This is a genomic window from Shewanella sp. NFH-SH190041, from assembly GCF_024363255.1.
Classification (GTDB): domain Bacteria; phylum Pseudomonadota; class Gammaproteobacteria; order Enterobacterales; family Shewanellaceae; genus Shewanella.
Genome location: NZ_AP026070.1, coordinates 4,213,874 through 4,236,562 on the forward strand (window position 1 = coordinate 4,213,874; position 22,689 = coordinate 4,236,562).

A 22,689-nucleotide genomic window follows, 5' to 3' on the forward strand; every position below is an offset into this window, starting at 1 on the left:
CCAACAAAACCCTTTTGGGTTGTATGGTTAAGCCTCTCGGGTCATTAGTACAGGTTAGCTCAACGCCTCACAACGCTTACACACCCTGCCTATCAACGTCCTAGTCTCGGACGGCCCTTCAGTAGACTCTAGGTCTAAGGGATGACTCATCTTGGGGCTCGCTTCCCGCTTAGATGCTTTCAGCGGTTATCGATTCCGAACGTAGCTACCGGGCAATGCCATTGGCATGACAACCCGAACACCAGCGGTTCGTCCACTCCGGTCCTCTCGTACTAGGAGCAGCTCCCCTCAATCATCCAACGCCCACGGCAGATAGGGACCGAACTGTCTCACGACGTTCTGAACCCAGCTCGCGTACCACTTTAAATGGCGAACAGCCATACCCTTGGGACCGACTTCAGCCCCAGGATGTGATGAGCCGACATCGAGGTGCCAAACACCGCCGTCGATATGAACTCTTGGGCGGTATCAGCCTGTTATCCCCGGAGTACCTTTTATCCGTTGAGCGATGGCCCTTCCATTCAGAACCACCGGATCACTATGACCTACTTTCGTACCTGCTCGACGTGTCTGTCTCGCAGTTAAGCTGGCTTATGCCATTGCACTAACCGTACGATGTCCGACCGTACTTAGCCAACCTTCGTGCTCCTCCGTTACTCTTTGGGAGGAGACCGCCCCAGTCAAACTACCCACCAGGCACTGTCCTCAACCCCGATTCAGGGGCCAGAGTTAGAACATCAACACTACAAGGGTGGTATTTCAAGGTTGACTCCACGATGACTGGCGTCACCGCTTCAAAGTCTCCCACCTATCCTACACATGTAGGGTCAATGTTCAGTGCCAAGCTATAGTAAAGGTTCACGGGGTCTTTCCGTCTAGCCGCGGGTATACGGCATCTTCACCGCAATTTCAACTTCACTGAGTCTCGGCTGGAGACAGCGTGGCCATCATTACGCCATTCGTGCAGGTCGGAACTTACCCGACAAGGAATTTCGCTACCTTAGGACCGTTATAGTTACGGCCGCCGTTTACCGGGGCTTCGATCATGAGCTTCTCCGAAGATAACCCAATCAATTAACCTTCCGGCACCGGGCAGGCGTCACACCGTATACTTCCTCTTGCGAGTTCGCACAGTGCTGTGTTTTTGATAAACAGTTGCAGCCACCTGGTATCTGCGACTCCCGTCAGCTTAGAGAGCAAGTCTCATCACCAACAGGAGCGTACCTTCTCCCGAAGTTACGGTACCATTTTGCCTAGTTCCTTCAGCCGAGTTCTCTCAAGCGCCTTGGTATTCTCTACCCGACCACCTGTGTCGGTTTGGGGTACGATTCCTACTAACCTGAAGCTTAGAAGATTTTCCTGGAAGCATGGCATCAACCACTTCAGTGCCGTAGCACCTCGTCATCAATTCTCAGCATTATGTGTCCGGATTTGCCTAAACACACTGCCTACCATCTTAAACACGGACAACCAACGCCGTGCTGGCCTAGCCTTCTCCGTCTCTCCATCGCAGTTAGCAGAAGTACGGGAATATTAACCCGTTTCCCATCGACTACGCCTTTCGGCCTCGCCTTAGGGGTCGACTCACCCTGCCCCGATTAACGTTGGACAGGAACCCTTGGTCTTTCGGCGAGGGAGTTTTTCACTCCCTTTATCGTTACTCATGTCAGCATTCGCACTTCTGATACGTCCACGGTGCCTTACGGCTTCCGCTTCAACCGCTTACAGAACGCTCCTCTACCGCACTAGCACAAGTGCTAGTACCCATAGCTTCGGTGTATTGCTTAGCCCCGTTACATCTTCCGCGCAGGCCGACTCGACTAGTGAGCTATTACGCTTTCTTTAAATGATGGCTGCTTCTAAGCCAACATCCTAGCTGTCTAAGCCTTCCCACATCGTTTCCCACTTAGCAATAACTTTGGGACCTTAGCTGATGGTCTGGGTTGTTTCCCTTTTGACAACGGACGTTAGCACCCGCTGTCTGTCTCCCGCATAGTACTCATTGGTATTCGGAGTTTGCAAAGGGTTGGTAAGTCGGGATGACCCCCTAGCCTTAACAGTGCTCTACCCCCAATGGTATTCGTGCGAGGCGCTACCTAAATAGCTTTCGAGGAGAACCAGATATCTCCCGGTTTGATTGGCCTTTCACCCCCAGCCACAAGTCATCCGCTAATTTTTCAACATTAGTCGGTTCGGTCCTCCAGTTGATGTTACTCAACCTTCAACCTGCCCATGGCTAGATCACCGGGTTTCGGGTCTACACCTAGCAACTAAACGCGCAGTTAACACTCGGTTTCCCTACGGCTCCGCTATTCGCTTAACCTCGCTACTAAATGTAAGTCGCTGACCCATTATACAAAAGGTACGCAGTCACGGTCTCAAGAACCGCTCCCACTGCTTGTACGTATACGGTTTCAGGTTCTATTTCACTCCCCTCACAGGGGTTCTTTTCGCCTTTCCCTCACGGTACTGGTTCACTATCGGTCAGTCAGGAGTATTTAGCCTTGGAGGATGGTCCCCCCATGTTCAGACAACATATCACGTGTGCCGCCTTACTCGATTTCATCTTCAGTTAGTTTTCGTGTACGGGACTATCACCCTGTACCGTTAAGCTTTCCAACTTATTCCACTAACACCCTGAAGACTTAAGGGCTGGTCCCCGTTCGCTCGCCGCTACTTGGGGAATCTCGGTTGATTTCTTTTCCTAAGGGTACTTAGATGTTTCAGTTCCCCTCGTTCGCCTCATATACCTATGTATTCAGTATATGATGACACCTTATGGTGCCGGGTTTCCCCATTCGGACATCTGTGCCTCAAGTGCCTTTTATCGGCTAAGCACAGCTTTTCGCAGATTAACACGTCCTTCATCGCCTCTGACTGCCAAGGCATCCACCGTATACGCTTAGTCGCTTAACCATACAACCCAAATGAGTTTCATTCAGGTTGCATTGCAACTTGCTGGTTTGATAATTGTAATTCTTTCGAATCACAACGCCTTGATTAGAATACTCAATTTACTTGATTAAAGTGTTTGAGAACTCAATTTTGTATTAACAAAGCCTTTCTTAAAAAGAGAGGTTTGTTTCTACTATCAGCTTTCCAAATTGTTAAAGAACGTCATCAACTCAACTAAGGAGTCAATGTTGCCAGACAAGGCAATCTGTGTGAACACTCAACAGCGTAATGTGTCGCTTAGGTAAGGAGGTGATCCAGCCCCAGGTTCCCCTAGGGCTACCTTGTTACGACTTCACCCCAGTCATGAACCACACCGTGGTAAACGCCCTCCCGAAGGTTAAGCTATCTACTTCTGGTGCAGCCCACTCCCATGGTGTGACGGGCGGTGTGTACAAGGCCCGGGAACGTATTCACCGTGGCATTCTGATCCACGATTACTAGCGATTCCGACTTCACGGAGTCGAGTTGCAGACTCCGATCCGGACTACGACCGGCTTTCTGGGATTAGCTCCACCTCGCGGCTTGGCAACCCTCTGTACCGACCATTGTAGCACGTGTGTAGCCCTACTCGTAAGGGCCATGATGACTTGACGTCGTCCCCACCTTCCTCCGGTTTATCACCGGCAGTCTCCCTAAAGTTCCCGGCATGACCCGCTGGCAAGTAAGGATAAGGGTTGCGCTCGTTGCGGGACTTAACCCAACATTTCACAACACGAGCTGACGACAGCCATGCAGCACCTGTCTCAGAGTTCCCGAAGGCACTAAGCTATCTCTAGCGAATTCTCTGGATGTCAAGAGTAGGTAAGGTTCTTCGCGTTGCATCGAATTAAACCACATGCTCCACCGCTTGTGCGGGCCCCCGTCAATTCATTTGAGTTTTAACCTTGCGGCCGTACTCCCCAGGCGGTCTACTTAATGCGTTAGCTTGAGAGCCCAGTGCTCAAGGCACCAAACTCCGAGTAGACATCGTTTACGGCGTGGACTACCAGGGTATCTAATCCTGTTTGCTCCCCACGCTTTCGTGCATGAGCGTCAGTCTTTGTCCAGGGGGCCGCCTTCGCCACTGGTATTCCTCCAGATCTCTACGCATTTCACCGCTACACCTGGAATTCTACCCCCCTCTACAAGACTCTAGTTCGCCAGTTCGAAATGCGGTTCCCAGGTTGAGCCCGGGGCTTTCACATCTCGCTTAACAAACCGCCTGCGCACGCTTTACGCCCAGTAATTCCGATTAACGCTCGGACCCTCCGTATTACCGCGGCTGCTGGCACGGAGTTAGCCGGTCCTTCTTCTGCGAGTAACGTCACAGCTACTGGATATTAGCCAGTAACCTTTCCTCCTCGCTGAAAGTGCTTTACAACCCGAAGGCCTTCTTCACACACGCGGCATGGCTGCATCAGGGTTTCCCCCATTGTGCAATATTCCCCACTGCTGCCTCCCGTAGGAGTCTGGGCCGTGTCTCAGTCCCAGTGTGGCTGATCATCCTCTCAGAACAGCTAGGGATCGTCGCCTAGGTGAGCCTTTACCTCACCTACTAGCTAATCCCACCTGGGCTAATCAAGATGCGCAAGGCCCGAAAGTCCCCTGCTTTGACCCGTAGGTATTATGCGGTATTAGCAGTCGTTTCCAACTGTTATCCCCCTCATCTCGGCATATTCCCAGGCATTACTCACCCGTCCGCCGCTCGTCAGCAAAGTAGCAAGCTACTTCCTGTTACCGCTCGACTTGCATGTGTTAGGCCTGCCGCCAGCGTTCAATCTGAGCCATGATCAAACTCTTCAATTAAAAGTTTTGGTTGAACCCGAAGGTTCTGCTCAATGAATTCTGTCTTTGCATCATTACCCATTAAGGCAATGACTGCATTTGCATGCTGCGCGAACTTCGTTCATTGATAAAAGTCTTTGTCGACCTCATCAACATCTGCGAATGTCCACACAGATTTGCTTGTCTGTTTATATTGTTAAAGAGCAACCGATGCTGTTTCTCACCGGGTCAGGGCTGCGTATTCTACGCTTTCCTGTTGTCGCGTCAAGCATTTTTTCAAATGTTTTTCGCGTCACTCATTGCCTTAGCAAGTGAGTGAATCTTCACTTCAACAACCGCTGGAAGCGCGTTGTGCCGTGTCGATGGAGGCGCATTATAGGCAGCTTATTTTTTTGCGCAAGAGCTTTTTTAAAGAAAAAAGGCCGCATGCTGAGTTTTTCAACAATAACGGCCTTTTTACCCATTTTGTGTTTATAAAAACAACAAAACCAGCAAATTAACTCTTTTGCTCTATCAGATTATTAATCAGTGTGAGCGCTTTAGGATCATTCCAATCAACATAGCTACGTACAAACGCAACTAAATCCCCTTTCTTATTCAGAATAAAGGTGGCAGGTATATAGTCCAGAGGAAACACCTGTCCTAAATGCTGTTTAGGATCATAAAAAGAGTGGAAGTTCTCCATCCCCAGAGACTTCAGAAATGGTTGCACCTGTTTCTGTCCTTGGGCATCGATAGAGATTGGCAATACAACAAAATCGTCAGTAGAAAATTTATGCGCCAACTTATCCAATGAGGGGAGCTCCCTGACACAGGGAGGACACCAGGTCGCCCACATGTTTACCATGACGACCTTACCTTTATACTGACTAAAATTAACTGACTGACCATCCGCCCCTTGAAACGGAATCGCTTCGATAGGATACGCTTTGGGTAGCAGCTGTACTTTATCAACTGTGGATACCGCCTGTTGCTGCGCTTGCGGCTGCATACCCGGATAGGCCAAAGCCGCTCCCGCACCCAGCACTGACAGCACCAGTATTGCCTTTATCGCAATGTTCATTGTTTGTCCCGCTTAAGCAGTTCATCCAATTGACGCTGATCATCTTCGCTGAGTTGTACTGGTTTGGTGACATCACCACGCTGACGCCGGACAAAGAACACTACGACCAGCAAACCAATCACAAACAGGGCGATAGGCCCACCCCAGAGAATATAAGTCTTTGTCTCAACCCGAGGCATGTACAACACAAATTCGCCATAACGACTAGTCATGAACTTGATGATATCAGCATCACTTTTTCCCCCATCAACCATCTTATACACCTCAAGGCGTAAATCGCGGGCAACGGGAGAATTGGAATCCACCAAGTTTTGGTTTTGACACTGAGGACAGCGTAGTGATGTGGCTAAGCTAACCGCGCGCTGCTCATTGGCCTCACTTTTAAACTGATAGGTATCAATCGGCGAAGCAAAAGCATTGGTTGCTAATACCAATGCCACAGTAGCGGCACCTACTAGCTTTAATAATTTGGCGATCATGCTGCACCATCCTTTTTCGCTGCGTCAGCTTCCGCCATCAGCTGCTGAACTTTAGGCAACAAGATCTCAGTCCATACCTGTTGATCAACAGGCCCGGCATAGCGGAAGCGAATAATGCCTTTACTGTCGATCAAGAAGGTTTCTGGTGCACCATACACGCCCATATCCAGACCAAGACGTCCGTCTTTATCATAGATATTCAGTGTGTACGGATCGCCTTCACGGGCCAGATCCATTACAGCAGGGCCCCGCTCATCACGATAATTAATACCGTAGATAGGCAAAATTTTCTGGCGAGCAAGCTGCATCAGATACGGATGCTCGTAACGACAGCTAGGACACCAGGTCGCCCAGAAGTTCAGCAAAGCCACTTTACCAATCAAATCTTTGTTGGTGATGATCTCACCTTGATTTTCCAGTCGCTCCAGCTGGAAAGCCGGCAACGGCTTTCCTGTCAGTGCTGAATCCAGTTTTTCTGGGTTAAGGAATAATCCTTTGAACAGGAATACCCCCATCCCAAGAAAGACTAACAGCGGAATAAAGAGGATCAGTCTTCTTTTACTAGTCATTAATCAGTCACCCATCACGCAGTGGCAGCGGCATTGTCAGCCGCAGATTCTTTGGCACTTTGTCGCACACGGTAACGTTTGTCCGATGCAGAGAAAATACCGCCGATCATCATAAAGATACTGCCAAACCAAATCCAACGGACATAAGGCTTATAATTCAGCCGTACAGCAAATTCTGTCGCACTAACTGGATCACCCATGGTGACATAAAGGTCACGGGTAAAGCCCCAGTCAATGCCGGCTTCAGTCATATCCATGGTGCGGACATTGTACTGACGACGATCAGGTTTCAGTAGCGTGATAAAGTCATTGCCTTTATACACTTCAACCTGTCCCTGCTTCGCGGTGTAGTTAGGCCCTACTACATTTTTTGTTTCCAGATACTTGAAGGTGTAACCGGCCAGTTCCTGAGATACCCCAGGGCCCATACGCACACTTTTCTCTAGTGAGTAGTTGGACACCATGGTGGCACCCACAATCGACATGGCAATACCAAGGTGAGCCAACAACATCCCCACTTGGCTACGCCCCAGTCGGGCAAAGCTAACCTGAGCATCTGCTTTTGGCTTAACAATGTTGTAGCCAGCGCGCAGTGTCATCAGCACAACCCAAGTTGCGGTCGCGATACCACACAATACCCAGCCATTAAATTTACCATCAAACAGGAATGGCACTGCCAGGCCGACAACAATGGCAATAATGGCTGGCACCATAGCCTGACGCATCACTTCGCCTTGCTTGGCTTTTTTCCAGCGGATAATCGGACCGATACCCATAAACACAAACAGCACCAGTGCAATCGGTACAAATACTGCGTTGAAGTATGGTGGGCCAACAGAAATCTTACCCATGTTCAGGGCGTCAATCAGCAGTGGATACAAGGTACCCAGCAATACAGTCGCCGCCGCAACAGTCAGTAATACGTTGCAGATCAACAGCATTGTTTCTTTTGATTTCAGCTCAAAACGAGCAGGGCTGGCCATTTCGCTAGCGCGGAAGGCAAATAGCATCAAAGATCCACCGATAGCTAACCCTAACAACAGCAAAATAAACATACCGCGGCTTGGATCAGCAGCAAATGAGTGTACAGAGGTCAGAACCCCGGAGCGGACAATAAAGGTCCCCAGCAGACTCAGGGAGAACGCAAAGATAGACAGCAGTACAGTCCAGTTGCGGAATGCCCCACGCTTCTCAGTTACAATGACGGAGTGCACCAAAGCCGTGCCGACCAGCCAAGGCATAAAGGAGGCGTTTTCAACTGGATCCCAGAACCACCAACCACCCCAGCCTAGCTCGTAGTATGCCCACCAAGAGCCTAATGCGATACCGCCGGTCAGGAATACCCAAGCCGCCAAGGTCCATGGACGACTCCAGCGAGCCCAAGCAGAATCAAGCCGGCCACTCATCAGTGCCGCAATTGCAAATGCGAAGCTGACAGAGAAACCAACATAGCCCAAATACAGCATTGGCGGGTGGAAAATCAGCCCCACATCCTGCAGCATCGGGTTCAAATCCCGCCCTTCCATCGGCACCGGTAACAAACGCGCAAACGGACTGGAAGTCAGCAGCATAAACAGGGTAAAGCCGATAGTGATCATCGCGAGGATACTCAGTACCCGGGCAGTGAAGACCTCTTCTAAACCTTTGCTGAATAATGCGACCGCCGCAGCCCAAGCTGACAGGGAGAACACCCAGAACAGCAACGAACCTTCATGGCCGCCCCACACGGCTGCTATCTTAAAGAAGATAGGCAGTTGTGAGTTGGAGTGGTGGGCAACATAAGCCACAGAGAAATCATCCGTTGCGAAGCTGTAACCCAGCGCCACTACGGACATCAATATGAAGAAAAACATGCCATAGCTTAACGGCCAGGCATAACGTACAAGATATTGATCTTTACGCGCTATTCCGATCAAGGGCACACTGGCCAACAGGAAGGCAAATGCCAATCCTATGATCAATGAGAAGTGTCCAAGTTCTGGGATCATGGGGGTTCCTCAGTCTCATAGTTAAACAGTTGATACGGAGCTCAACCGATCAATGAACAACAATGGAGCGTTAATTTTTTGGTCATTTTAGTATTTGCTATAGTTCCTGTCTGCTGCTTTAGAACAATTCTGGGTGACTTGTCTCATTCTCCGATTTTACACGTGCTGAGCCCAGATACAGACAGCCCTTGAGCCGGGAATCTGACTCTGTTGACAGCATTAAGTTTCAATTATTTTTCCATGAACTTTTAATCTGTGAACCAGTCCCCAACTCTGTTCTTTACACTTAGTTTACCGGTTATATTACTGTTCAATGAATCAGCTTTCCGTATAATCCCGAAACTAAACTTTGCGGTGTTGCCGCGTTTTATAACCTAACGTGAAGTAGAAATAATGGCCACATTCTGGATTTTTATTGCGCTTGTGTTGTTGGTCAGCTTACTGCTGATTTGGCTTCCCCATTTCCGTCAACAGAAGCTTATCCGCGCTGAAGAAGCCGGAGTCCGCAATCAGACTAACATGGAATTGTTCAATGAGCGTCTGGCGGTATTGGAAAAAGAACTGCAAGAAGGGCTGTTGGATCAAACAGAATTCGACTCACTGAAGCAGGAGCTGGAAATCAGCTTGCTGCAGGATATGAAACAGGGCGAAGACGAGTCTCTCAGCCATAAAGCGAAACCTAAAGGGATCTTGTGGCCAGCAATCATGTCCGTTGCGGTTATCGCGATTGCCGGGTTCGCTTACCTTCAGTTAGGTGCATATAAAGAACTGCCGCTGCTCGATAGTCCTCAGGGCGCTAATCCTCATGCTGGCATGTCCCCAGAGCAGTTGCTGGATCAAGAAATTGCTATGTTGAAAGGTCAGGTAGATATGCAACCTGACAACAGCCAAGCGTGGTTTAACCTAGGACATGCTTATATTTCTGCCAACCGTTATGACGATGCCGTCAAAGCGTTTGATAAAGTGATCGCTTTAGTTGGCCCCCATGCCGAACTGCTGGGTCCAAAAGCAACGGCCATTTACTACAAAAATAACCAGACGATGACACCGGAAGTTCAGGCTCTGGTTGATGAAGCGTTAAAACTGGATCCTAAAGACCCATCAACCCAACTGTTGATCGGTATGAACGCGTTTTACACTGCAGATTATCAAGCAGCAATCAATGCATGGCAGACTATCTTAAGCAATGAAAGCAATGATTATGACCGCAGCGCCATCATCAATGCTATCGACACAGCAAAGATGCGTATGTCCGCCGAAAACGGCGAAGCAGCTATGCCCCATGATGCCAATCATGCAGGTGTGATCGCCAATGATAAGAAAGTGACAATTAATGTATCCATCTCACCAGAATTAAAAGAAAAAGTAGGCCCAACAGATATGCTGTTTGTGTTTGCCCGCTCTACCGATGGTGACAAGGTTCCGCTAGCTGCGACTAAAATTAGTGCTAAAGCCTTACCAGCCGAAGTCGTACTGGATAACACCACCTCAATGGGGGGTAGCCAGAAACTCAGCGATGCCAAAAATGTTGAGATCATTGCCGTATTGTCTAAGCATGGCAGCGTAAGACCTCAGCCAGGCGATTTACAGGGTATTTTGCCGCTGGTTCCTGTTGGTGATACCGCCACGCTAGTACTGGACTCAGTCGTGCAGTAAATGATGTAAATATAAAAAAACCGGCTCAGGCCGGTTTTTTTATTGCTGCAGCTAGGCCATTTACTTAGACATAAACTCAATGGCTTTTTTGTAATCTTCATCGCTGCAGTCAGTACACATTCCACCGGGAGGCATAGCGCCCTTTCCGGTTTTAACTGTTTTAATCAAGGCATCCATTCCAGCAGCCAATTTCGGCTTCCAAGCGGCGGCGTCATGAGCCTTAGGCGCACCGGCAACACCCATAGAATGACAAACCTGACAGGCTTTTTGGTAAACAGCTTCTCCATCCTGAGCAAACACGTTTGCAGACATAGTCAATGCAGCTACTGCAGTCATCGCTAACAGTTTTTTCATGTTTTTTGTTCCTAATGTTAATACTGACAAGCTCTTCGCCGATTAATAATTGTTATACGGCAGATGTTTAAACAGCATCAGAAGATTACAACAAATATCAAAAAAACTCACCTTTTTGTGATATTCCACTTACATTATTCAAAGAAAACCCGCGCCAGCCCTGGGATTGGGCTACATTAACCATATTTAAAAAAGTTCCCAAAAAAGCATTTTTCTTGGAACCACATCAAATTGCTGACACATTAATCTAATCAATGGTAAACCCCTGTTTGCGGCTGTGTTAGTATCGCTTGAGTTTCTTTTCTGCTTGAGATAGAGGACGCAGTGGCGACGCAGAAAACAGCAATTTCTCTGGTATCAGCAAGCAGTCTGACCTGTATCCGTGAAGAGCGGATCCTGTTTGATGAGCTGAGTTTTGACATCCATGAAGGCGATATCGTCCAAATTGAAGGGCCAAATGGCGCAGGTAAAACTAGCCTGCTGCGCATCCTTGCCGGTTTGTCTCGTCCCTATGGCGGCGACGTACTCTACCGCGGTGAAGTTATTGGGCGTTGCCGGGATGAATATAATCAGGATTTGCTCTATCTCGGCCACTTACCCGGCGTCAAAAGCGAATTAACCGCAGAAGAGAACCTTAATTTCAATTTAAGAGTCAGCGGCTACGATGATGCAGACATCCGCGGGATCCTCGCTAAAGTCAATTTAAGCGGTTTTGAAGATGCTCTAGCGGGACATTTGTCGGCGGGACAGCATCGTCGAACAGCACTGGCAAGACTGTGGCATACCAATAGTAAAGTTTGGATCCTCGATGAGCCTTTTACTGCCATTGATAAACGCGGTGTAAAAGAGATGGAAGAACTGTTTATTCGCCATGCAGATCTTGGTGGTTGCGTCATCCTCACGACGCATCAGGATATGGGGGTGATCACCGATGACCGCCTACGCAAAATTCGTCTGCAGTACAGTTTTGATTAAGGGGCCTGGAGAATGAAAAGAGGTATCAGCTACAGCCAGGCATTTATTACCCTGCTGAAACGGGATTTAAAAATCGCAATCCGCCACCGCGGTGATATTTTCAATCCGCTTTTGTTTTTCATTATGGTTGTCACCCTGTTTCCGCTGGGGATAGGTCCAGAGCCACAGGTATTAACTCGCGTGGCACCAGGCATTATTTGGGTTGCGGCACTGCTGGCATCCATGTTGTCTTTAGAGCGGTTATTTAAAGCGGATTATGCAGACGGCACATTGGAGCAAATGATGCTCAGCCCACAGCCATTACCCATTATGGTGTTGGCTAAAGTGTTAGCCCATTGGTTATTAACCGGTGTGCCATTAATTATCGTTGCCCCGCTATTAGCGGTTCTGCTGCACCTTGAGAGCAATAGTTACGGTGCGCTGATCTCGACATTAGCATTAGGCACGCCTGTACTGAGTTTACTTGGTGCTATTGGTGTTGCACTAACGGTAGGGCTACGTAAAGGAGGGGTACTACTCAGCCTGCTGATCCTACCGCTTTATATTCCGGTATTGATTTTTGCCACCAGTGCAATCGATGCTGCAGGGATGAATCTGCCTTACGATGGTCAGCTTGCCATTATTGCTGCAATGCTGGTTGGTTCGTTAACTTTAGCTCCTATCGCAATAGGTGCGTCTCTTAGAGTGAGTACAAACTAAAATGTGGAAGTGGTTACATCCCTACGCCGATCCTGAAAAGGCGTATCAACTGTCAGGTAAGTTGCTGCCTTGGTTCAGCATTCTGGCACTTGGCTTTATTCTGACCGGAACGATCTGGGGGCTGATGTTTGCACCAACAGATTACCAACAGGGTGATAGCTATCGAATCATCTTTATTCATGTACCAGCGGCATCTATGTCGATGGCGGCCTATATGAGTATGGCTGTAGCGGCCTTTATTGGCCTGGTATGGCAGATAAAAGCGGCTGACTGGGCGGCAGCTTCGATTGCCCCGATCGGTGCAGTGATTACCTTTATTGCTTTATTTACCGGCTCGGCATGGGGTAAACCTATGTGGGGAACTTGGTGGGTATGGGATGCCCGCTTAACCTCTGAATTGGTATTGCTCTTCCTCTATCTCGGGGTGATATCTCTGTATGCCTCCTTTGAAGACAAAGTGTTAGCAGCTCGCGCTGCTGGTATCTTGGCGATTGTTGGGGTTATTAACGTTCCTATCATCAAATACTCAGTGGAGTGGTGGAGTTCACTGCACCAAGGCGACACGATTAAAATTACCGAAAAATCAGCAATGCCCAACGATATGTTAATCCCACTGCTTATTAATATTCTGGGATTTGGTCTGATGATTGGAGCTCTGACCCTGGTACGTTTCCGTGCTGAAATTCTGGCGCGAAACGGTATGCGTCCTTGGGTCCGTAAGCTGGCTCAGGCACAAGGAGTTAAATAATGCAGTTTGATTCTATCAGTGACTTTTTCCATATGGGTGGCTACGCATTTTATGTCTGGCTGGCCTATGGCGTAACCTTTGCCTGCATATTGGGATTGGTTATACAAAGCTGCGGACAAAAAGGCAGAGTGTTAAAACATATCGCGCAAAAACTGGCACGCGAAGAGCGCCTAAAACAACATCGGAGTAGCAATGAATCCAAGACGTAAAAAGAGACTTATTCTGGCAGTTGCCCTGGTTGCGGGTGTTGCAGGCATTGCCTCTCTACTGCTATATGCCCTGAATTCAAACCTAAACCTATTTTTCACCCCAACAGAGATTATTCAGGGGAAAAAGGATACAGGTTTGTTACCTGAAGTTGGTCAGCGTATCCGAGTCGGTGGCATGGTCACAATTGGCTCACTTAAACGCGATCCTAAAAGCTTGGACGTTGAGTTTAAAGTACATGATGCCTCAGGCGGTGAAATCACCGTGACTTACGACGATCTGCTGCCAGATCTGTTCCGTGAAGGACAGGGTATTGTGGCACAAGGGGTACTAGAAAAAGGCAATGTGCTCAAAGCAACAGAAGTGCTGGCTAAGCATGATGAAAACTATATGCCACCTGAAGTAGCTGAAGCCATGGATAAATCCCATGAGAAACTTAGCTATGGTGAAGGCCAAACTGACGCAAAATAATTGCTGATATCACTTTAAGCCCTCCCTGTGAGGGCTTTTTTATATCTATATCTAGCAGATAATCATCATGCGCTAAGAAGCTACAAAAACGATTAAATTTATTCCCACCAAGAGTTTCACCGTTCAGAAGAAAGCGCCTTAAAGGCTATTTAAACGCGCCAAAATCGCAATATTCACTACAACCCGCTCAGCTTGCGGCTATTGCAGTGCCAATAATAAGGAATGAAGACCATCCACTTACCGCAGTCTTTAGTCATAAATAAGCTCAAAAATCGATTACAGAGTAAGGCGCAATAAAGCTGCGCGATCGATTCATCACGAAAATATATGCAGTGATTAAATTGGTATATTTAGTACCAAACCTCCATACAGCACGGTAAGTTGTCTATAGAAAGAAATATTGCAAAAGAATACTGAAATAAAATAGCTATAAAATTAGCTATTAGCTGTAACTCGCTTCATCACTACAGTCTAGGGGGACTAACGTGTCTAAAGCCTGATAGTGAATCAACCTAGCAGTAGAGGAAGACGGGGTATTTGGGAAAGGATGAGCAGCCGGTATCGTATCAAACAAAAACAGATAAATTTCAGGCAGAAAAAAACCGGACACAGGGTCCGGTTTTTCTTTGCAGCCTAAGATTACTCAGCAGCAGCTTCAGCTTCTACAGCTTGAGCAGCTTCTGGACGACCTACCAGCTCGATGTAAGCCATAGGGGCTTTATCACCGGCACGCAGACCGCACTTCAGGATGCGGGTGTAACCACCAGGACGTTCCTGGTAGCGTGGACCCAATTCGTTAAACAGTTTACCTACGATTTCTTGATCGCGGGTACGAGCAAACGCCAGACGACGGTTTGCAACGCTGTCACTTTTAGCAAGTGTTATCAGAGGCTCAACTACGCGACGCAGTTCTTTCGCCTTCACTACGGTTGTCTTGATAATTTCATGACGAACCAGTGAAGAAGCCATGTTACGGAACATAGCTTGGCGATGGCTGCTATTGCGGTTAAGTTGACGACCACTCTTACGATGGCGCATGACCTAATCCTTATAACCTAAATCTGTACAAACCTGGGACTTATAGGTCGTCAGCCAAACTAGCTGGAGGCCAGTTTTCTAGACGCATACCTAACGACAGTCCGCGAGATGCCAACACGTCCTTGATCTCGGTAAGAGATTTCTTACCCAGGTTAGGAGTTTTGAGCAGCTCAACTTCAGTGCGCTGTACCAGATCACCGATGTAATGAATCGCTTCGGCCTTCAGACAGTTAGCCGAACGTACAGTTAGCTCTAAATCGTCGACAGGACGCAACAGAATCGGATCGAATTCTGGCTTCTCTTCTTTCTGCTCTGGCTCAGAAACATCGCGCAGCTCAACAAACGCATCCAGCTGTTCAGCCAGAATAGTTGCAGAACGACGGATAGCTTCTTCTGGATCGATAGTACCGTTAGTGGTCATATCAATTACCAGCTTATCCAAGTCAGTACGCTGTTCAACACGAGCAGCTTCAACATTGTAAGCAATGCGGGCTACAGGTGAAAAAGAAGCATCAACCAACAGGCGACCGATTGGGCGATCATCGTCTTCAGTTTGTGCACGAGCAGAAGCTGGTACATAACCGCGACCACGCTCAACACGAATACGCATGCTGATATCATGATTACCAGTCAGATGACAGATAACATGCTCAGGATTCATGATGGTTACATCACCATCGTGGGTGATATCTGCTGCGGTGACAGGGCCTGCGCCGGACTTGCTCAAAGTGAGCATAGCCTCGTCTTTACCCTCGATGATCACAGCTAAACCTTTTAGGTTCAGTAAGATCTCAAGGATATCTTCTTGTACGCCTTCCTTGCTGCTGTATTCATGCAGCACGCCATCGATCTCGACTTCGGTTACCGCGCAGCCGGGCATAGACGACAAAAGGATGCGACGCAACGCGTTGCCCAAAGTATGACCGAAACCACGCTCAAGCGGCTCCAGAGTCACCTTGGCACGAGTTGGGTTAACCTGCTCGATATCAACGAGACGCGGTTTAAGAAATTCTGTAACAGAACCCTGCATTGTGTCCTCTCTTGTTTGTTAGCCTTACTTAGAGTAAAGCTCGACGATCAGCTGTTCGTTAATTTCCGCAGACAAATCGCTACGCTCTGGCAGACGCTTGAAAGCACCTTCCATCTTAGCGGCATCTACTTCAACCCATGTAGGCTTTTCACGTTGAGCAGCCACTTCCAAAGCACCCTTAATACGGGATTGCTTCTGAGACTTCTCACGGATGCTTACTACATCATTCGCAGACACTTTGAATGACGGAATGTTAACAACGCGACCGTTTACCATAACAGACTTATGGCTAACCAGCTGACGTGCTTCAGCACGTGTCGCACCAAAGCCCATACGATAAACTACGTTATCCAGACGGGTTTCCAAAAGTTGCAGCAGGTTTTCACCAGTGTTGCCTTTCAGACGTGCAGCTTCTTTATAGTAGTTACGGAACTGCTTTTCCAGTACACCGTAAATACGACGAACTTTTTGCTTCTCGCGCAGCTGCAGACCGTACTCAGACAAACGTGGCTTACGAGCGCCATGTTGGCCTGGTGCAGCTTCCAGCTTACACTTCGAATCAATTGCTCTCACACCGCTTTTTAGGAAAAGGTCAGTACCTTCCCGGCGGCTGAGCTTGAGCTTAGGACCCAAGTATCTTGCCATTATCTTTCTCCAACTATCCTATGAACGCGAATTACACGCGACGCTTCTTAGGAGGGCGACAACCGTTATGAGGGATCGGCGTCACATCGGTAATGTTGGTAATTTTATAACCAACAGCGTTCAGCGCACGAATGGCTGATTCACGACCTGGACCTGGACCCTTCACGAACACTTCAAGGTTTTTAACGCCGTAATCCTGAGCTGCATTACCTGCACGCTCAGCAGCAACTTGTGCAGCAAAAGGGGTAGATTTACGTGAACCACGGAAACCTGAACCACCTGCAGTTGCCCAAGCCAAAGCATTACCTTGACGGTCGGTGATAGTAACAATTGTGTTGTTGAAAGATGCATGGATATGAGCCATGCCATCAGCAACCTGCTTACGTACGCGCTTACGCGGAGAACGTGACGGAACTTTAGCCATAGAGATCTACCTTCCCGTTACTTCTTGATTGGTTTACGTGGACCTTTGCGAGTACGCGCATTGGTCTTAGTACGTTGCCCACGCAGGGGCAGGCTACGACGATGGCGGAGGCCACGATAACAACCAAGGTCCATCAGACGCTTGATGTTCATGGAAACCTCACGACGCAAGTCACCTTCTACTGAGTATTTGGCAACTTCTTCGCGCAGGGTATCGATTTGAGCTTCGCTCAATTCCTTGATCTTAGCATCCTCGGCGATAGCAGTAGCCGCGCAAATAGCTTTAGCGCGAGTACGACCAATACCGTAGATAGCAGTCAAACCAATGACTGTATGCTTTTGATCAGGAATGTTAATGCCAGCGATACGGGCCACTATGCACTCCTTAAGTTAAAAGCCATCTGAGAAAAGCCCGAAAGGATACTCGACAGATGACGTTTTTGCAATCATTTTTGGCCAGTTCGGATTAACGAAACTGGCCAGATTTTTTAGCCTTGACGCTGTTTGTGTTTTGGTTCAACACAGATAACGCGTACAACGCCACTACGCTTGATGATCTTGCAGTTACGGCAGATCTTCTTCACGGAAGCACGAACTTTCATTTCACCACTCCGTTAGGCCAGGCTTAGCGCCCAAAGCGATCTAAATGCGCTTTGTTTACCAAGTTGGCTTTTTTCATTACAGACTCATACTGATGAGACATCATATGGGTCTGAACCTGAGCCATGAAGTCCATGATCACTACTACCATAATCAGTAGTGAGGTACCGCCAAAATAAAACTGTACCTTCCAAGTGATTAACATGAACTCCGGAATTAAGCAGATAAAGGTAATGTATAACGCACCGGCCAGAGTCAGTCGGGTCATTACTTTATCAATGTAACGCGAAGTCTGTTCTCCAGGACGAATCCCGGGAATGAACGCACCACTCTTCTTCAGGTTGTCTGCTGTCTCGCGAGGGTTAAATACCAACGCGGTGTAGAAGAAGCAGAAGAAGATGATCGCAGTCGCATACAACAATGAGTACAGCGGTTGTCCTGGAGACACAGCCAGAGAGAAATTACTCAGCCATGACATGGACTCATTCTGCCCGAACCACTGAGCCAGGGTTCCAGGGAACAGAATGATGCTGGACGCAAAAATTGGCGGGATAACCCCAGCCATGTTGACCTTCAGCGGTAAGTGGGTAGATTGCGCTGCAAACACCTTACGGCCCTGCTGACGCTTAGCATAGTTAACAACGATACGACGTTGACCACGCTCTACGAATACCACGAAGTATGTTACTGCAAACACGATAACTGCAATCAAGAGCAGTACCAGTACGTTCAAGTCACCTTGACGCGCCTGCTCGGCTGTTTGGCCGATAGCTTTTGGCAGGCCGGCTACAATACCTGCAAAAATCAGGATTGAAATACCGTTACCAATGCCCCGCTCGGTAATTTGCTCACCCAGCCACATCAGGAACATAGTCCCGGTAACCAAGCTCACTACCGCAACGAAGTAAAAACCGAAACCTGGGTCGACCACAAGGCCTGGCACCAAATTCGGCAAACCTGTCGCAATACCGACCGACTGGAATGTACCCAGCACTAACGTACCCCAACGGGTATATTGACTGATTTTCTTACGTCCAGACTCGCCTTCCTTCTTCAGTTCAGCCAGTGCTGGATGCACCACAGTCAACAACTGCATGATGATCGACGCCGAAATATACGGCATGATCCCTAATGCAAAAATAGAGGCACGCTCAAGGGCGCCACCTGAGAACATGTTAAACATGCCCAGAATGGTACCCTTTTGCTGAGCAAACAGTTGAGCTAATACAGCAGCGTCAATACCAGGAATTGGCACAAAAGAACCCGCCCGGAAGACGATAATTGCACCAATCACGAACAGGAGACGAGCCTTCAATTCAGAGAGACCGCCTTTCGCGCTTTTTAAATCAAGTCCTGGTTTTGCCATCGACGTATTATTCCTCGATCTTACCGCCGGCAGCTTCGATAGCTGCACGTGCACCTTTGGTTACCTTCAGACCTTTTACGGTCACTGGGCGCTCAATGGTACCTGAAAGAACGATTTTCGCAAACTGGATGTTGCGAGTAATCACGTTCGCATCTTTCAGTGCGTTCAGGTCGATAACATCACCGTTTACTTTTGCCAGTTCGCTTACGCGAACTTCAGCGGTTACCATCGCGATGCGTGAGGTGAAACCGAACTTAGGCAGACGGATCTTCAGTGGCATCTGACCACCCTCGAAGCCAATGCGAACACCGCCGCCGCTACGAGATTTTTGACCCTTGTGACCGCGACCAGCAGTCTTGCCTAAGCCAGAACCAATACCACGACCTACACGCTTAGCGGCATGCTTTGAACCCGCTGCTGGGGAAAGAGAATTCAATTTCATTGATTAACCCTCCACCTTAACCATGTAGTAGACCTTGTTGATCATACCGCGAATAGCAGGAGTATCCTGCAGTTCAACAGTGTGACCAATGCGACGTAGGCCTAGGCCTGTCAGAGTCGCACGGTGCTTAGGCAGACGGCCGATAGCACTCTTGGTCTGAGTTACTTTGATAGTCTTAGTTGCCATGGTGCATTACCCCCGAATTTCGTCAACATTCAGGCCACGCTTAGCTGCAATCTGCGCAGGTGACTTCATGTTCACCAGAGCATCAACAGTTGCACGTACGATGTTGATCGGGTTAGTAGAACCGTATGCTTTAGACAGAACGTTATGAACGCCTGCTACTTCCAATACGGCGCGCATCGCACCACCGGCAATAATACCGGTACCTTGAGACGCTGGTTGCATGTATACGCGAGAACCAGAGTGACGACCTTTCACTGGGTGGTGCAAGGTGCCTTGGTTCAGTTGTACATTCACCATGTTACGACGCGCTTTTTCCATTGCTTTTTGAATAGCAGCTGGAACTTCGCGAGCCTTACCGTAACCAAAGCCAACCTTACCAGCACCATCACCCACTACAGTCAGTGCAGTGAAGCTGAAGATACGGCCGCCCTTAACTACTTTAGAAACACGATTTACTGCAATCAGTTTTTCTTGCAGATCGTCTTTTTGCTGAGCTTCTACTTTAGCCATTGTATAAACCCCTTAGAACTGGAGGCCAGCTTCACGAGCAGCATCTGCCAGCGCAGCTACACGACCGTGATACTTGAAACCAGAACGATCGAAGGCAACAACAGTTACGCCTTTTTCGATCGCGCGTTCAGCAACAGCTTTACCTACTGCCTTGGCTGCGTCTACGTTACCGGTGTACTTCAGCGCTTCTTTTACTGCTTTTTCAGCAGTAGAAGCAGAAGCAACAACCTGAGCTTCAGGATTGATAACCTGAGCGTAAATGTGACGCGGAGTACGATGTACAACCAGACGGTTAGCGCCCAGCTCTTGGATCTTCTTGCGAGCGCGAGTCGCGCGACGCAAGCGAGATGATTTCTTATCCATATCGCGTTACCTTACTTCTTCTTAGCCTCTTTACGGCGTACTTGTTCGTCTTCATAACGAACACCCTTACCCTTATAAGGCTCAGGTGGACGATAGCCACGAATCTCAGCAGCTACCTGGCCAACCAACTGTTTGTCAACACCATGGATGACAATGTCGGTTTGACTTGGGCATTCTGCAGTAACACCAGCAGGCAGAGTGTGAACCAGTGGGTGTGAGAAACCTAAGGTCAGGTCAACACCATTACCAACTACTTTGGCACGGTAACCTACACCGATTAGCTTCAGTTTCTTTTCGAAACCTTGAGACACACCGATAACCATGTTGTTAACCAGAGCGCGTGCAGTACCAGCTTGAGCCCAAGCATTTACAACACCTTCAACTGGACCAAACTTGATTTGGCTATCTTCAACAACAACTGCAACTGCACTGTTGATTACGCGAGTCAGAGAACCTTTACCACCTTTTACGGTGATTTCCTGACCGTTTAAAGTCACCTCTACGCCAGCTGGAATAGTGACTGGTGCTTTTGCTACACGAGACATTCCTAGCTCCTTATGCTACGTAGCAGATAACCTCACCACCCATGCCTGCAAGGCGGGCGGCACGATCAGTCATCAGGCCTTTAGAAGTGGACACGATTGCGACACCCAGACCGCCCATCACCTTTGGCAGTTCGTCTTTACCTTTGTAAATACGAAGACCAGGACGGCTTACGCGCTGGATAGTCTCAACAACTGGTTTGCCTTGGAAGTACTTCAAAGTCACTTCCAATTCAGGCTTGGCTTCACCTGCTACAGCGTAGTCAGTGATATAACCTTCGTCTTTCAGCAGCTTAGCGATAGCTACTTTCAGCTTGGCAGAAGGCATCTTCACAGACACTTTGTTAGCAGCTTGGCCGTTACGGATACGGGTTAACATATCCGCAATAGGATCTTGCATGCTCATATTAGCTTACTCCGTGACAAGTGCTTACCAGCTGGCCTTACGCAGACCAGGAACTTCACCACGCATGGTTGCTTCACGCAGTTTGATACGGCTCAAGCCGAACTTGCGTAGGAAGCCATGTGGGCGACCAGTTTGATTACAGCGGTTACGCTGACGCGCAGCACTGGAATCACGTGGTAGGGCTTGCAGCTTCAGTACTGCATCCCAACGAGCTTCGTCAGAAGTCTCTGGGCTGCTGATGATAGCTTTCAGAGCAGCACGCTTTTCAGCGTACTTAGCTACGAGCTTTGCACGCTTTACTTCACGTGCTTTCATTGATTGTTTTGCCATTACGCTACCCTTACTTTCGGAATGGGAAGTTAAAAGCGTCTAACAAAGCACGACCTTCTTCGTCAGTCTTCGCAGAGGTAGTGATAACAATATCCATACCGCGAATTTTATCGATCTTATCGTAATCGATTTCTGGGAAGATGATTTGCTCGCGAACGCCCATAGCGTAGTTACCGCGACCATCGAATGACTTAGCACTCAGACCACGGAAGTCACGGATACGTGGGATTGCGATGTCAACCAGACGCTCGAAGAATTCCCACATGCGCTCTCCGCGCAGAGTGACTTTACAACCAATAGGGTAGCCTTCACGGATTTTGAAGCCTGCAACTGATTTACGAGCAACAGTTACAATTGGCTTCTGACCAGCGATTGCAGTCATATCACGGACAGCATTTTCCATGATTTTCTTGTCTGCAACAGCTTCGCCAACACCCATGTTCAGGGTGATTTTCTCAATCCGAGGGACTTGCATGACACTGGAATAACTGAACTTGTTCATCAGTTCAGCAACAACAGTCTCTTGATATTTATCATGCAGTTTCGCCATCGTTTACTCCAATTACTTAACGAGTTCACCGTTCGACTTGAAGAAACGCACTTTTTTGCCGTCTTCAATTCGGAAACCAACACGATCAGCCTTGCCAGCGGCAGGGTTGAAGATCGCAACATTCGATGCTTGAATTGGGGCTTCTTTCTCTACGATGCCACCAGTCACACCCAACTGTGGGTTTGGCTTAGTGTGCTTCTTAACCAGATTGATGCCTTCAACAATCACCTTACCGGTAGCCAAAACTTGGGAAACCTTACCGCGCTTACCCTTGTCTTTGCCTGCCAGTACAATTACTTCGTCTTGACGACGGATTTTAGCTGCCATTTT

Annotated in this window: 27 protein-coding genes and 2 rRNA genes; 6 read left to right on the plus strand and 23 right to left on the minus strand. The window is 48.4% G+C overall.

Annotated elements, in window-relative coordinates; translation table 11 throughout:
• Positions 1 to 23 precede the first annotated feature (23 nt).
• The 6 genes from NFHSH190041_RS18785 to NFHSH190041_RS18810 all read right to left on the minus strand — a co-directional run bounded on the left by NFHSH190041_RS18785 (position 24) and on the right by NFHSH190041_RS18810 (position 8,818).
• Positions 24 to 2,916: ribosomal RNA gene (locus NFHSH190041_RS18785) — 23S ribosomal RNA — on the minus strand.
• A 281-nt stretch (positions 2,917 to 3,197) separates the two neighbouring features.
• Positions 3,198 to 4,740: ribosomal RNA gene (locus tag NFHSH190041_RS18790) — 16S ribosomal RNA — on the minus strand.
• Together the 16S and 23S rRNA genes form the textbook arrangement of a ribosomal RNA operon.
• A gap of 475 nt (positions 4,741 to 5,215) precedes the next feature.
• Entirely contained in the window at positions 5,216 to 5,782 is a 567-nt protein-coding gene (locus tag NFHSH190041_RS18795; protein WP_261923223.1) for a TlpA disulfide reductase family protein, read from the minus strand.
• The gene (gene nrfF, locus NFHSH190041_RS18800) at positions 5,779 to 6,258 is read right to left on the minus strand and encodes a heme lyase NrfEFG subunit NrfF (protein ID WP_261925178.1); all 480 of its coding nucleotides are present in this window, start codon (positions 6,256 to 6,258) and stop codon (positions 5,779 to 5,781) included. The genes NFHSH190041_RS18795 and nrfF overlap by 4 nt, the downstream gene beginning before the upstream one ends.
• Entirely contained in the window at positions 6,258 to 6,830 is a 573-nt protein-coding gene (locus NFHSH190041_RS18805; RefSeq protein WP_261923224.1) for a DsbE family thiol:disulfide interchange protein, read from the minus strand. The genes nrfF and NFHSH190041_RS18805 overlap by 1 nt, the downstream gene beginning before the upstream one ends.
• Before the next feature lie 14 nt (positions 6,831 to 6,844).
• A complete protein-coding gene (locus tag NFHSH190041_RS18810; RefSeq protein ID WP_261923225.1) occupies positions 6,845 to 8,818 on the minus strand; it encodes a heme lyase CcmF/NrfE family subunit in 1,974 nt (657 codons plus the stop codon).
• A 393-nt stretch (positions 8,819 to 9,211) separates the two neighbouring features.
• On the opposite strand from NFHSH190041_RS18810, the gene ccmI reads away from it, so the two are divergent.
• Positions 9,212 to 10,474, plus strand: coding sequence for a c-type cytochrome biogenesis protein CcmI (gene ccmI, locus NFHSH190041_RS18815; RefSeq protein WP_261923226.1), 1,263 nt, complete (start codon positions 9,212 to 9,214; stop codon positions 10,472 to 10,474).
• 60 nt (positions 10,475 to 10,534) lie between these two features.
• On the opposite strand, the gene NFHSH190041_RS18820 is transcribed toward ccmI, so the two are convergent.
• Positions 10,535 to 10,828 carry a c-type cytochrome gene (locus NFHSH190041_RS18820; RefSeq protein WP_261923227.1) on the minus strand — a complete coding sequence of 98 codons (294 nt, stop codon included), beginning with the start codon at positions 10,826 to 10,828 and terminating at the stop codon, positions 10,535 to 10,537.
• Positions 10,829 to 11,152: 324 nt separating this feature from the next.
• Between NFHSH190041_RS18820 and ccmA the strand changes: the two genes are divergently transcribed.
• From ccmA to ccmE, 5 genes are read left to right on the plus strand one after another with little or no spacing between them, the layout of a single operon-like run.
• Complete coding sequence (ccmA, locus tag NFHSH190041_RS18825; protein WP_261923228.1) at positions 11,153 to 11,803, plus strand: cytochrome c biogenesis heme-transporting ATPase CcmA; 651 nt, start codon at positions 11,153 to 11,155, stop codon at positions 11,801 to 11,803.
• Between the two features lie 12 nt (positions 11,804 to 11,815).
• Entirely contained in the window at positions 11,816 to 12,502 is a 687-nt protein-coding gene (gene ccmB / locus NFHSH190041_RS18830) for a heme exporter protein CcmB (RefSeq protein WP_261923229.1), read from the plus strand.
• A 1-nt stretch (position 12,503) separates the two neighbouring features.
• Positions 12,504 to 13,250, plus strand: a complete 747-nt coding sequence (locus NFHSH190041_RS18835; protein ID WP_261923230.1) for a heme ABC transporter permease — start codon at positions 12,504 to 12,506, stop codon at positions 13,248 to 13,250.
• Positions 13,250 to 13,459 (plus strand): heme exporter protein CcmD, encoded by a 210-nt coding sequence (gene ccmD / locus NFHSH190041_RS18840; protein ID WP_261923231.1) that lies wholly within the window; start codon positions 13,250 to 13,252, stop codon positions 13,457 to 13,459. Before NFHSH190041_RS18835 ends, ccmD begins: the two co-directional genes overlap by 1 nt.
• Positions 13,443 to 13,928 carry a cytochrome c maturation protein CcmE gene (gene ccmE, locus NFHSH190041_RS18845; RefSeq protein ID WP_261923232.1) on the plus strand — a complete coding sequence of 162 codons (486 nt, stop codon included), beginning with the start codon at positions 13,443 to 13,445 and terminating at the stop codon, positions 13,926 to 13,928. Before ccmD ends, ccmE begins: the two co-directional genes overlap by 17 nt.
• 639 nt (positions 13,929 to 14,567) lie before the next feature.
• On the opposite strand, the gene rplQ is transcribed toward ccmE, so the two are convergent.
• The 16 genes from rplQ to rplX form a co-directional block, all read right to left on the minus strand.
• Positions 14,568 to 14,966, minus strand: a complete 399-nt coding sequence (rplQ, locus tag NFHSH190041_RS18850; protein ID WP_261923233.1) for a 50S ribosomal protein L17 — start codon at positions 14,964 to 14,966, stop codon at positions 14,568 to 14,570.
• 40 nt (positions 14,967 to 15,006) lie between these two features.
• Positions 15,007 to 15,996 carry a DNA-directed RNA polymerase subunit alpha gene (locus NFHSH190041_RS18855; protein WP_261923234.1) on the minus strand — a complete coding sequence of 330 codons (990 nt, stop codon included), beginning with the start codon at positions 15,994 to 15,996 and terminating at the stop codon, positions 15,007 to 15,009.
• A gap of 24 nt (positions 15,997 to 16,020) precedes the next feature.
• Complete coding sequence (rpsD, locus tag NFHSH190041_RS18860; protein ID WP_261923235.1) at positions 16,021 to 16,641, minus strand: 30S ribosomal protein S4; 621 nt, start codon at positions 16,639 to 16,641, stop codon at positions 16,021 to 16,023.
• Between the two features lie 31 nt (positions 16,642 to 16,672).
• Positions 16,673 to 17,065: a 30S ribosomal protein S11 gene (rpsK, locus tag NFHSH190041_RS18865; protein ID WP_261923236.1), complete on the minus strand. Its 393-nt coding sequence runs from the start codon at positions 17,063 to 17,065 to the stop codon at positions 16,673 to 16,675.
• Positions 17,066 to 17,082: 17 nt separating this feature from the next.
• Complete coding sequence (gene rpsM, locus NFHSH190041_RS18870) at positions 17,083 to 17,439, minus strand: 30S ribosomal protein S13 (protein ID WP_261923237.1); 357 nt, start codon at positions 17,437 to 17,439, stop codon at positions 17,083 to 17,085.
• Between the two features lie 113 nt (positions 17,440 to 17,552).
• Positions 17,553 to 17,666, minus strand: a complete 114-nt coding sequence (gene rpmJ, locus NFHSH190041_RS18875; protein ID WP_011758355.1) for a 50S ribosomal protein L36 — start codon at positions 17,664 to 17,666, stop codon at positions 17,553 to 17,555.
• Between the two features lie 23 nt (positions 17,667 to 17,689).
• The gene (gene secY, locus NFHSH190041_RS18880) at positions 17,690 to 19,030 is read right to left on the minus strand and encodes a preprotein translocase subunit SecY (RefSeq protein WP_261923238.1); all 1,341 of its coding nucleotides are present in this window, start codon (positions 19,028 to 19,030) and stop codon (positions 17,690 to 17,692) included.
• Positions 19,031 to 19,037: 7 nt separating this feature from the next.
• Complete coding sequence (rplO, locus tag NFHSH190041_RS18885) at positions 19,038 to 19,472, minus strand: 50S ribosomal protein L15 (RefSeq protein WP_261923239.1); 435 nt, start codon at positions 19,470 to 19,472, stop codon at positions 19,038 to 19,040.
• A gap of 3 nt (positions 19,473 to 19,475) precedes the next feature.
• Entirely contained in the window at positions 19,476 to 19,658 is a 183-nt protein-coding gene (gene rpmD / locus NFHSH190041_RS18890) for a 50S ribosomal protein L30 (protein WP_261923240.1), read from the minus strand.
• A gap of 6 nt (positions 19,659 to 19,664) precedes the next feature.
• Positions 19,665 to 20,168, minus strand: coding sequence for a 30S ribosomal protein S5 (rpsE, locus tag NFHSH190041_RS18895; protein WP_261923241.1), 504 nt, complete (start codon positions 20,166 to 20,168; stop codon positions 19,665 to 19,667).
• Between the two features lie 12 nt (positions 20,169 to 20,180).
• Positions 20,181 to 20,531: a 50S ribosomal protein L18 gene (gene rplR / locus NFHSH190041_RS18900; RefSeq protein ID WP_261923242.1), complete on the minus strand. Its 351-nt coding sequence runs from the start codon at positions 20,529 to 20,531 to the stop codon at positions 20,181 to 20,183.
• 11 nt (positions 20,532 to 20,542) lie between these two features.
• Positions 20,543 to 21,076, minus strand: a complete 534-nt coding sequence (gene rplF / locus NFHSH190041_RS18905) for a 50S ribosomal protein L6 (RefSeq protein ID WP_261923243.1) — start codon at positions 21,074 to 21,076, stop codon at positions 20,543 to 20,545.
• A gap of 10 nt (positions 21,077 to 21,086) precedes the next feature.
• A complete protein-coding gene (gene rpsH / locus NFHSH190041_RS18910) occupies positions 21,087 to 21,479 on the minus strand; it encodes a 30S ribosomal protein S8 (protein ID WP_261923244.1) in 393 nt (130 codons plus the stop codon).
• Between the two features lie 24 nt (positions 21,480 to 21,503).
• Positions 21,504 to 21,809 carry a 30S ribosomal protein S14 gene (gene rpsN, locus NFHSH190041_RS18915; protein WP_261923245.1) on the minus strand — a complete coding sequence of 102 codons (306 nt, stop codon included), beginning with the start codon at positions 21,807 to 21,809 and terminating at the stop codon, positions 21,504 to 21,506.
• A gap of 10 nt (positions 21,810 to 21,819) precedes the next feature.
• Positions 21,820 to 22,359 (minus strand): 50S ribosomal protein L5, encoded by a 540-nt coding sequence (gene rplE, locus NFHSH190041_RS18920; protein ID WP_261923246.1) that lies wholly within the window; start codon positions 22,357 to 22,359, stop codon positions 21,820 to 21,822.
• Between the two features lie 12 nt (positions 22,360 to 22,371).
• Entirely contained in the window at positions 22,372 to 22,686 is a 315-nt protein-coding gene (gene rplX, locus NFHSH190041_RS18925; RefSeq protein WP_261923247.1) for a 50S ribosomal protein L24, read from the minus strand.
• Positions 22,687 to 22,689: the final 3 nt, after the last annotated feature.

Coding starts and splice junctions, on each gene's coding strand:
- NFHSH190041_RS18795 (WP_261923223.1), bottom strand. CDS start 5,782: ATGAACATTGCGATAAAGGCAATACTGGTGCTGTCAGTGCTGGGTGCG.
- NFHSH190041_RS18805 (WP_261923224.1), bottom strand. CDS start 6,830: ATGACTAGTAAAAGAAGACTGATCCTCTTTATTCCGCTGTTAGTCTTT.
- NFHSH190041_RS18810 (WP_261923225.1), bottom strand. CDS start 8,818: ATGATCCCAGAACTTGGACACTTCTCATTGATCATAGGATTGGCATTT.
- ccmI (WP_261923226.1), top strand. CDS start 9,212: ATGGCCACATTCTGGATTTTTATTGCGCTTGTGTTGTTGGTCAGCTTA.
- NFHSH190041_RS18820 (WP_261923227.1), bottom strand. CDS start 10,828: ATGAAAAAACTGTTAGCGATGACTGCAGTAGCTGCATTGACTATGTCT.
- ccmB (WP_261923229.1), top strand. CDS start 11,816: ATGAAAAGAGGTATCAGCTACAGCCAGGCATTTATTACCCTGCTGAAA.
- NFHSH190041_RS18835 (WP_261923230.1), top strand. CDS start 12,504: ATGTGGAAGTGGTTACATCCCTACGCCGATCCTGAAAAGGCGTATCAA.
- ccmD (WP_261923231.1), top strand. CDS start 13,250: ATGCAGTTTGATTCTATCAGTGACTTTTTCCATATGGGTGGCTACGCA.
- ccmE (WP_261923232.1), top strand. CDS start 13,443: ATGAATCCAAGACGTAAAAAGAGACTTATTCTGGCAGTTGCCCTGGTT.
- rplQ (WP_261923233.1), bottom strand. CDS start 14,966: ATGCGCCATCGTAAGAGTGGTCGTCAACTTAACCGCAATAGCAGCCAT.
- NFHSH190041_RS18855 (WP_261923234.1), bottom strand. CDS start 15,996: ATGCAGGGTTCTGTTACAGAATTTCTTAAACCGCGTCTCGTTGATATC.
- rpsD (WP_261923235.1), bottom strand. CDS start 16,641: ATGGCAAGATACTTGGGTCCTAAGCTCAAGCTCAGCCGCCGGGAAGGT.
- rpsK (WP_261923236.1), bottom strand. CDS start 17,065: ATGGCTAAAGTTCCGTCACGTTCTCCGCGTAAGCGCGTACGTAAGCAG.
- rpmJ (WP_011758355.1), bottom strand. CDS start 17,666: ATGAAAGTTCGTGCTTCCGTGAAGAAGATCTGCCGTAACTGCAAGATC.
- secY (WP_261923238.1), bottom strand. CDS start 19,030: ATGGCAAAACCAGGACTTGATTTAAAAAGCGCGAAAGGCGGTCTCTCT.
- rplO (WP_261923239.1), bottom strand. CDS start 19,472: ATGAAATTGAATTCTCTTTCCCCAGCAGCGGGTTCAAAGCATGCCGCT.
- rpmD (WP_261923240.1), bottom strand. CDS start 19,658: ATGGCAACTAAGACTATCAAAGTAACTCAGACCAAGAGTGCTATCGGC.
- rpsE (WP_261923241.1), bottom strand. CDS start 20,168: ATGGCTAAAGTAGAAGCTCAGCAAAAAGACGATCTGCAAGAAAAACTG.
- rplR (WP_261923242.1), bottom strand. CDS start 20,531: ATGGATAAGAAATCATCTCGCTTGCGTCGCGCGACTCGCGCTCGCAAG.
- rplF (WP_261923243.1), bottom strand. CDS start 21,076: ATGTCTCGTGTAGCAAAAGCACCAGTCACTATTCCAGCTGGCGTAGAG.
- rpsH (WP_261923244.1), bottom strand. CDS start 21,479: ATGAGCATGCAAGATCCTATTGCGGATATGTTAACCCGTATCCGTAAC.
- rpsN (WP_261923245.1), bottom strand. CDS start 21,809: ATGGCAAAACAATCAATGAAAGCACGTGAAGTAAAGCGTGCAAAGCTC.
- rplE (WP_261923246.1), bottom strand. CDS start 22,359: ATGGCGAAACTGCATGATAAATATCAAGAGACTGTTGTTGCTGAACTG.
- rplX (WP_261923247.1), bottom strand. CDS start 22,686: ATGGCAGCTAAAATCCGTCGTCAAGACGAAGTAATTGTACTGGCAGGC.